Annotated in this window: 9 protein-coding genes; 2 read left to right on the top strand and 7 right to left on the bottom strand. The window is 64.2% G+C overall.

The window, feature by feature from the left end; translation table 11 throughout:
- Window positions 1–285: 285 nt before the first annotated feature.
- Both QW881_RS32415 and QW881_RS32410 read right to left on the bottom strand, forming a co-directional pair.
- Complete coding sequence (locus tag QW881_RS32415; protein ID WP_315759652.1) at window positions 286–1053, bottom strand: hypothetical protein; 768 nt, start codon at window positions 1051–1053, stop codon at window positions 286–288.
- 8 nt (window positions 1054–1061) lie between these two features.
- A complete protein-coding gene (locus QW881_RS32410; protein ID WP_315759653.1) occupies window positions 1062–1958 on the bottom strand; it encodes a MipA/OmpV family protein in 897 nt (298 codons plus the stop codon).
- A gap of 338 nt (window positions 1959–2296) precedes the next feature.
- Here QW881_RS32410 and QW881_RS32405 point away from each other — a divergent pair, with 338 nt between their 5' ends.
- Both QW881_RS32405 and QW881_RS32400 read left to right on the top strand, forming a co-directional pair.
- Window positions 2297–2977, top strand: coding sequence for a response regulator transcription factor (locus QW881_RS32405; RefSeq protein WP_315759654.1), 681 nt, complete (start codon window positions 2297–2299; stop codon window positions 2975–2977).
- A complete protein-coding gene (locus QW881_RS32400; RefSeq protein WP_315759655.1) occupies window positions 2974–4347 on the top strand; it encodes a HAMP domain-containing sensor histidine kinase in 1374 nt (457 codons plus the stop codon). The genes QW881_RS32405 and QW881_RS32400 overlap by 4 nt, the downstream gene beginning before the upstream one ends.
- A 128-nt stretch (window positions 4348–4475) precedes the next feature.
- Here QW881_RS32400 and QW881_RS32395 read toward each other — a convergent pair whose 3' ends face one another.
- The 5 genes from QW881_RS32395 to QW881_RS32375 all read right to left on the bottom strand — a co-directional run bounded on the left by QW881_RS32395 (window position 4476) and on the right by QW881_RS32375 (window position 7697).
- Window positions 4476–4700 (bottom strand): hypothetical protein, encoded by a 225-nt coding sequence (locus QW881_RS32395; protein ID WP_315740303.1) that lies wholly within the window; start codon window positions 4698–4700, stop codon window positions 4476–4478.
- A 102-nt stretch (window positions 4701–4802) separates the two neighbouring features.
- The gene (locus QW881_RS32390; protein ID WP_315759656.1) at window positions 4803–5501 is read right to left on the bottom strand and encodes an aspartate/glutamate racemase family protein; all 699 of its coding nucleotides are present in this window, start codon (window positions 5499–5501) and stop codon (window positions 4803–4805) included.
- Between the two features lie 264 nt (window positions 5502–5765).
- Window positions 5766–6173, bottom strand: a complete 408-nt coding sequence (locus QW881_RS32385) for a DUF1127 domain-containing protein (RefSeq protein WP_315740305.1) — start codon at window positions 6171–6173, stop codon at window positions 5766–5768.
- A 467-nt stretch (window positions 6174–6640) separates the two neighbouring features.
- A complete protein-coding gene (locus tag QW881_RS32380; RefSeq protein WP_315759657.1) occupies window positions 6641–7051 on the bottom strand; it encodes a DUF1127 domain-containing protein in 411 nt (136 codons plus the stop codon).
- A 475-nt stretch (window positions 7052–7526) separates the two neighbouring features.
- Window positions 7527–7697, bottom strand: coding sequence for a hypothetical protein (locus QW881_RS32375; protein ID WP_315759658.1), 171 nt, complete (start codon window positions 7695–7697; stop codon window positions 7527–7529).
- Window positions 7698–8293 lie beyond the last annotated feature (596 nt).

The following is an 8293-nucleotide window of genomic DNA, read 5'->3' as shown; positions in this document are numbered from 1 at the left end:
GGCGGCATAAACTCCCAGCCGCCTATCAGCAGACTCGGTTTAACCGAGGACAACCTCCTGAGGCTCCACAGCTAGCCATCATCGCTCGCCACGGTCTGCTTATGCTGCATCACACCCCTCGTCGTTCCGGGGCAAGGCCGCAGGCCTTGAACCCGGAATCTCGATGTTGTCTTGCGTCCATCCTCAGCAATTTCGAGATTCCAGTTTCAATCGCCAGCGCGCATCCGCTTTGCGCCTGCGCGTCGACGTTTACCTCGGAATGACGGTAGTTGTGACGCAGTCGAGCTACCGCGGATCAGCCAGGTGCAGATCGCTCAGCGTGCCCGGAAGGCTGCGGCTGAGGAGATCAACGATCGCGCGGCGCAATCTCTCGTCCGGCTCGTCGAAATTGCCGTCGAGCACGAGGCTGGGGCCAGCGAGCCGAACGCTCGATGCGTCATCGAACGGTCCGGCCGCGAGCTTCTCGATGATGTCGAACGTCTTGCCATCGAACACCCTGATCTCGTACAGCGCGTGGAGCAGACCGAAGGATTCCAGCACCGTGCTGTAGGTGATCAGGCCCACCCCTTCCACCTTCCGGTTGCTGCCGCCGAAATTGGCCTTGGCCCTGGTGATGACGATGTAGGCGTCGAGGCCTTGCGGGGACACTTCGGTGCGAACGAGCTTCTTGAACGGATCGGCGCGAACGAGATTAACGGCTGACATCGCCGAGTCCTGTATCGCCGCGAATGCGGCGCGCGGATAGATGACCGGCTGCACCTGGAAGCGGCTGTTCAGCGCCTTCCCCACCTCTTGCACGATCAGGTCATCGAGCCCCCACGACGCGATCGGGACGTTGCGAGAGCTGTTATTGAGACCGGTGAGCCCTGCTCTTGCCAGGCTGAACTGATCGCCGACCGCCGAAACGATGCCGACGGTCTTGACCGACCGAAGCTTTTCGTCCCGCGTCTCGAACAACGCATGAGCGCCGCTGCTCAGAAACAGAAGGATGGCGATCGCACACCAGAAGAGAATGCTCGCTATAATCCAGGCGTATCGGCTGATGAAGCGCATCGTGGCCCCTACCGGATCTTGAAATCGAAGGCGTAGGACGCGCCGATGCCGACCGTCGTCTGGTTCACCGATCCGCGCGCGGTCACGATCGGGCTCTTTGCGGCGTCGCCGAGCAGCCGGTCATATTCGATGTAGGAATGCACCTCCCACTGCGGATTGATGCGATACTTCACCTGCACGCCCGCGCCGGCGGAATGTGCACCGCCATTGGCTGCGAACACCGGAAGCCCCGTCGCCATGGCCTGGACGGCGTCGACATTGAAATACGGCGAGACGGCCTTCGCGCTCTCCCATGTGAAGCGCGGGCCGGCCGACACGGTGATCGCCCGTGTCACCGGCACGATGAAGTCCGCCGAGAAGTCGGACACGACGCCCTGATGACCGCCAAAGCCGCCGCGGGTCTCGTTGCGCAGGCGAAACCAGTCGACAGGAAAATACTCGATGAAGCCGCCGAGCTCGAACGCAGCCTTGACGTCGCCGAGACCGTTGAGCGCGGCATAGCTGCCCGCCTTTCGCGACGGCACGAACTTGGCCGCGGGGCCTGCGCGCAGATTACCGAAATCGATCAGGGCAATGCTCGCATTGTCGCGCGGACTGCGAAACTGATCCGCTGATCCGGCGCGGCGGATGGAGAAGATCGGGATCGGGCTGAACAGGCTGTGCTTTGCTCCTTCGAAGTCCGGCTTGTACCGCCCCTCGGCGCCGATCATGACGGTCCAGTTGCCGGACACCGGCGGCAGCAACGGCAACTCGAATGGCGGCGCCGGCAACGTGAATGCAGTCTGGGCCGATGCGCGGTCGAAGGCGGCCGCCGTCACGTTGAGAGCCGCGAGCGTCGCGGCGAACAGAGCTCGGTTCGCGCGCCTCGCGGGAACGCGGCGAGCGGCTTCGATGGCATGCTTCATTGCAGGGACCTTTGACGGCGGGCCGCTTGTCGAGCCCGTTGTTGTGGATTCGGATCCCTCAATCGCTGGACAACATTGCCCCAAGATTGCCTGCCACGACGTCCGACGAAGATACCGTCGCGCCGCAGCCCAACATTGCCCGAACATTGCCCGCGCGAAAGCCGCTCGCCTTTCTTTCTGCAGGAGCGCGAGATGCCTCCTCCGCCGGCCGCTTGCCTTCGCCGGTCGGCGTGCCGTAAACGAATGTGTCTGCGTGGCCCGAAGCGCCACAATCAGGCCGAACAGGGAATGTCACGATCCCCCTGCTTTGTTGCTCGCCTGCCGCAAGGAAGATCGTTGTGCGTTCCCTCGTGATCGAAGACGAACCGCAGATCGGCGCCTATGTCAGCCGCTTGCTGGCGCAATTGCACGGTGTGGTCGACACGGTCGGATCGATTTCGGACGCGCAGCACGCGCTGAAGAATTTCAAATACGATCTGGCGATCGTCGATCGCATGCTGCCCGATGGCGACGCACTTGCGATCGTCACGACGTTGGGACAGTTGGCCGAACGGCCAGCCATCATCGTGCTGACCGCCAAGGATACCAAGGAGGACGTGATCGAAGGTCTCAACGGCGGCGCCGACGACTATCTCGGCAAGCCGTTCGAACCGGATGAGTTCATCGCCCGCGTGCGGGCCGTGCTGCGGCGGCCGCGGCTGCTGGTTCAACCGGCATTGTCGTTCGGGAACGTCGAGCTGCACCTCGGCAGCAACGAGGCCATCGTGGCCGACAACAAGCTCCTGTTGCGTCGGCGTGAAGCCCTGATCCTGGGCGCCTTGTTGACGCGGCGCGACCGCGTCGTCACCCGCGCAGCCTTGATCGAGGAGATCTACGGCTTCGACGACGAGATCGAATCCAACACCCTGGAGGCGCAGGTGTCGCGGCTGCGCAAGAAGCTGTTCGAGCTTGGCGGCAATGTCGAGATCCGCAGCATGCGCGGCATCGGCTACATGCTGCGCATGGTGCACGGCCGATGAAGTCGATCGCGCGGACGTTCACGCTGTCGCTCGGCCTCGCCGCAACGGCCATCTTTCTCGCCACGATCACGATTACCGTCTGGCAATCCCAGTTGCGCGAATATGATCCGGTCGTCTGCCGTGTTGCTGCCGGCATTCTCTACGACGCAGCCGTCGTCGATCCCGGCCACGCCTTGACCATCCGCTCCACGCGCCGTGTCGAAGAGCTGAAATCGTTCAGCCCGAACCTGTGGTACGTCGTGTCCTACGAGAAGCTGATCACCGAGTACGGCGGCGACCGCAGGCCCGCACTGCCGTTTTCGCTTCCCTATGGCGGACCGATCGGCTTCTCGGTCCTCAACACGCTGGACCAGAACGCGACGTTCTGTCTGGCCGTCATCAATTGGGGCCCGTCCGATCTGGTGATGATGGTCGGAGGGGCGCAGGTCCACTTCGGCCAGATGTTGTGGTCGTTCGTCGGCCGCAATGTCTTTCCGCTGTCCCTCGGGGCCTTCGCCTTCGCGTCGATGGTGATGATCGGCGCCTGGCTGTCGGGACGTTTCGTGGGGCGCGGCATCGATCGCGTGACACGGCGCGCGCTCGCGATCGACCCGTCGGCGCCGCAAGGATCGATTGCGCTAGATGAGGTCCCGATCGAACTGAAGCCTCTGGTCGAGGCGCTCAACCGCGCCTTCGACGAGATCAACGCCTACATCAAGATGCAGCGCCGCTTCCTCGGCAATGCAGCCCATCAGTTGCGGACGCCGCTGACGCTGCTGCGGGCCAGAATCGAGGATGTGGCCGAGCCCCAATTGAGGAGCGCGCTCGTGCGAGACATGCGCAGGCTGACCTCGCTGGTCGCCGCCATGCTGGACCTGGCGCGGCTGCAAAATCATGCGATCGAAAAGCGGCCGATCGATCTTGCGGAGATGGCGCGCGACGCGCTCGCCGATTTCGGCCCATCGGCGCTGGATGCAGGAATCGAATTATCGCTGGAGCAGGCCGAGAAGAACGGCACGGTCGTGCAGGGCGTGGAGGCTGCCGTCCGCAGCGCCCTCGCCAATCTGGTCGGCAATGCGTTGATCCACGCGGGCGGCGTCAAACGCGTCACGGCAACGTTCGGCCGCGGCAGCGTATCGATCAGCGATGACGGCGCCGGATTCTCTCCGGGCTACGAGCCCAACTTTATCGAGCCCTTCCAGACCGGCAACGCCGCAGAAGGCGGCGCCGGCCTCGGCCTCTCGATCGTCCACGAGATCATGGCCGCACACGGCGGCGCGTTCATCATCACCTCCACGCCAAGCGGCGGGACGACCGCCACCCTGCGCTTTGCGGAAGCTGCGGCTGCAACGCCGAATGAAGACAAGCCCGGCAGCGTTGAGACGGCCTGATTGGCTGCAGCCGATGGCCTGGAGGCCTCGGCGGACGGCGCAGCCGTGCTGGCGCGCCTTCCGAAGCGGCCCCGAGGAGCTCGTCATCGGACCTCCCCGGCCTCGCCCTCCGCGAGCTACGCGGCCAGCTACATCCCGTGGCTCTGGAACACCGCCGCGCAGCGCTTGCTCAGCTTGGCCCGGTTCTGCGTCAGACAATTCTGGACCCCGAAGTCGTCGCCGAGCTGAGTGCGGCAGAATCGCTTGGCGTCGGGTGCGCACGCCTTCTGCTCCTGCGGCGTGCCCATATGGGCCAGCGCGAACGACGGCAGAACGGACAGCGACACGGCAACCGCAAACATCAGCTTCTTCATCGGGACTCCTCCTTGGGGCCCAGACAAACGCCTGCGGCGGCGGGCGGTTCCGACGACGTTCGATGCAGAACGGCCGCGCATCGCCCTGCGCTGGTCCGCTCCTCAGACCGCAACCGGACACGCGCGCGACAGCGCGGCGCGGGCGAGCAGCCGCGTCGAGTCCAACGTCGGCAAGGACGAGTTGGTGTCATCGATGATGAGCGGAATTTCGGTGCAGCCGAGCACGACCGCGTCGCAGCCCCGCGCCTTCAGCCGCACGATGATCGCCTGAAACGCGGCGATGGATGACGGCTCGAAGCGGCCGCAGACGAGCTCATCCATGATGATGCGGTTCGCCGTGATACGGTCGGCCTCGTCCGGGCGCTCGAAGGCGAGGCCGTTCGCGGCCAGGCTGTCGGGATAGACATTGCTGTCGACGAGCCATTTCGTGCCGGTGATGCCGACACGCCGATAGCCTCTCCTCGCCGCCTCCTTGGCGACCTCATCGGCGATGTGCAGCCACGGCAGCGGCGAGCGCGGCAGCACGAGCGGCAACGCCTGGTGGATGGTGTTGTCCGGGCAGATCAGGAAATCCGCGCCGGCCGCCGCGAGCTTGCGGGCCGAGGCCAGCATCAGCTCGGCCACGCCTGCGAGATCGCCGCGATCGAGACATGTCACGTAGTCGGCGAGCGACGGCGTGTGCATCGACACCTCGGGATGCGCATGCGGCCCGAGGACATCGGCCCCCTCCTTGCAGATCGTGCGATAGCAAAGCGCGGCGCCCTCGGCGGAGCAGCCGACGATCCCGATATGTTGCGTCATCTGACATGGCCTCCTCTCGCGATTCTCCGCGGATGATGGTCGAGAGACGCGCGATCTCTCCTCCCTCATTGCGAACGCAGCAATCCAGGCTCGTCCCGCAGACGGACTCTGGATTGCGTCGCTGCGCGCGCAAGGACGTTGTGGCAACTGCTCGCTGAGCAGGCAAGCTCGCGTTTTGGAACAAGCCATGGCATCGCGAGGGCGGATCACGCGGATCCGCCCTGCCGACGACCACCGTAACGTCGAGCGCCGGCTCGCGCGCAGCTACATCACGCCGCGGGACATCATCAGATGCGCCGTGCTCCGCTTGAACCGTTCGAGAGCGCGGTGCGCGGCGATGTGGTCGATGTCGCCTCGGGTCAGGCCGATATCAATCAGTTGCGCCTCGCTCAGGTCACGCAGATCGACTCTCATCCGCCTGAGCCGGCGGCCTTCCTGAAACACCAGCCAATAGCGCGCCAGCCGGCCGAGCAATCCCGGCGCTGCCGCGCCCGGCGGCCCGGCGGCGTCCTTTTCCGACACCGCGTCACGCAGCACCGTGATGGACGCGGACGGTCGCGGCGCGGCTTGCACGCCACGCACAGCGTTCGTCGCTGCGGCCATGGGACGATCGAGACCGGGAGCGGCGCCATCGCGCGCGATCTCGGCAGTGAGGTTGGTCTGGGGCGGCATCGGATGCTCCTGCTGTGTGGTGCCGGCAGGGAGCGTGGCCAACAAAAAGGCCCCGTCCGATGCCGGCGGGGCCTGGTGGAATGATCGTGTCGTCGAAAACCTAGCGCACGACTCCTCCCACGGCCCGGCTGCAGCGGGTCGTATGTTTGCGGTTGGAGCGGCGCACGACATTGATCATGGTTTGTAGCTACCACGATGATTGCGCCAGATCAAGGCATGTAGTTCCTGCGCTCGCAGATGAGCACCTATGCGAGGCTTGTGTTCTGCCGAACTCCGCGCACACGACGTCTCAGGCAGAAAGTGTCCAGAAGGAAGCGCGATCTCACCTCCGTCATTGCGAGCGCAGCGAAGCAATCCAGAGTCGTGTGCGGGCCCCTGGATTGCTTCGCTGACGCTCGCAATGACGTCGCGGCGACCATCTCGCGCTGTTGGTCGACCGTCCCTGCATCGCCACGGCCGGCGACCGACTACATTCCCCTCCGCGAGACGCCGCCCAGATATCGCGGGTCGTCCCTCAGGCTCTCGAGCATCCGCAGCGCGGCGATGTGCTCGATCTCGGCACGCGTGATGCCGATATCCGTGAGTTCGCGTTCGCTCAGCTCATACAGGCTGTCTCGCACAGTCTTGCGGCGCTGCCGTTCTTGAAGGGCGCGCCAGCACCAGCCGATCAGGCGGATGACCAGCCAAGTCGGCGTGGCCGGCGGACCGGCCGCGTCCTTTTCCGACAACACCTCTCGCAAGGCTGCGATCGACGCTTCGGACTGCGTCGATGGCTGCACGCTGCTGATCGCGCCGGTGACTGATGCGATCGAGAGATCGACGTTGAGCCCTGACACGTGCGCAGCGTCGATCGTCGCGTTGGTCTGATGGGGTGGCATCCTGTGCTCCTGCTGTTATGCCGGCAGGGAGCGTGGCCATACAAAAGGCCCCGTCCGATGCCGGCGGGGCCTGGTGAAACGATCGCAACGTCCAATTCCTAGCGCGCGACTCCTTCCACGGCCCAGCCGAAGCGGGTCATGTGATAGAAGCTGACGATGCGGACCGATTTGCTCATGTCACGTAAGGTATCATGGCACGCACGCAACATCAAGGGATATTTTGGCGCCCCACATCCTGGCGGCGAGTTGTTGTAGATTGACCGCGCGAGCACGGCGGGCGGATTGGCGTCAGCTCAATCTGCCAATTTACGGCGAACGTGAAGCGGCGGATCACGCTGCGCTGATCCGCCCTACGGAGTGCGGACTACCAGCTGAAATGTCCACATCGGGACGCTCCACAAACATCAGACGCTCTCTCCGTCCGAGATACATCCGAATGAGTCTACAACCATCCGGCCTTGCGCGCTGACCAGCGCTACGTACCGCGCCCCGCCATGAACCGATCCAAGATGTCAGCCAGCGAGCCCGAAACGCCTCCCAAGACCATGAAAGCCAAAAGGTTGGTCTGCACACCGAGCGCTTCGAGGACCAAGACTCCACACAACATCAGCACGCCGGCCAAAACACCCATGCGAAGCGGCTTCATGCCTTTGCCCCAACTAGAGAGCAACGCCGCAACCAGGCTAGCATGAGACACCCGAAGTACGTAGGTCCGATCAACATCGGCTTGATCTTCAGGGATCCGTCTAAGGCATTGCGATGAGGAAGCGATCTCCCCATCCGAGCGCCCCGAGACCGTCCTGCGCCAAAAGACTGACTTCTCGAACGCTTTCAACGATGTCGCTCTCGCCGGCTAATCAGAGTGCAATTTTTACTTTCTCTTTTCCAGAAATCATGCTATCTCTCCATCCATCCCACCTCGCCACGAGGGGCGCATCGCGATCGTCACGAGCGTGAGGTGGGCTGCGGTGGGCGTGTCGGGTTGCAGCGTGGCTTGTCCGCGCCGACGAACGATCCGGTTCGCACGGTCAAGCCGTGTGGTCCTGGCCTCCCGATGCTGAGGTCAAGCGGGCGCTGCGACGAAGCGCGCTCGCGACGGGGGCAAGAACGCCGGTCCCCGAGGAGAGCGCGGAGTAAGCCGTAAAGCCATCGCGCAGGGAGGGCCGGAGGCGGGCTCAAGCGGTGGTCGCAACACCAAGTGTTTTCATTCGTGACAGCAGCTCGTCAAGCGCCTCTGCTGGA

The organism is Bradyrhizobium sp. SZCCHNS3016, from assembly GCF_032484535.1.
GTDB lineage: Bacteria > Pseudomonadota > Alphaproteobacteria > Rhizobiales > Xanthobacteraceae > Bradyrhizobium.
The sequence above is the reverse complement of the archived record's forward strand: the minus strand, read 5'-3'. Positions and strand labels throughout refer to the sequence as shown.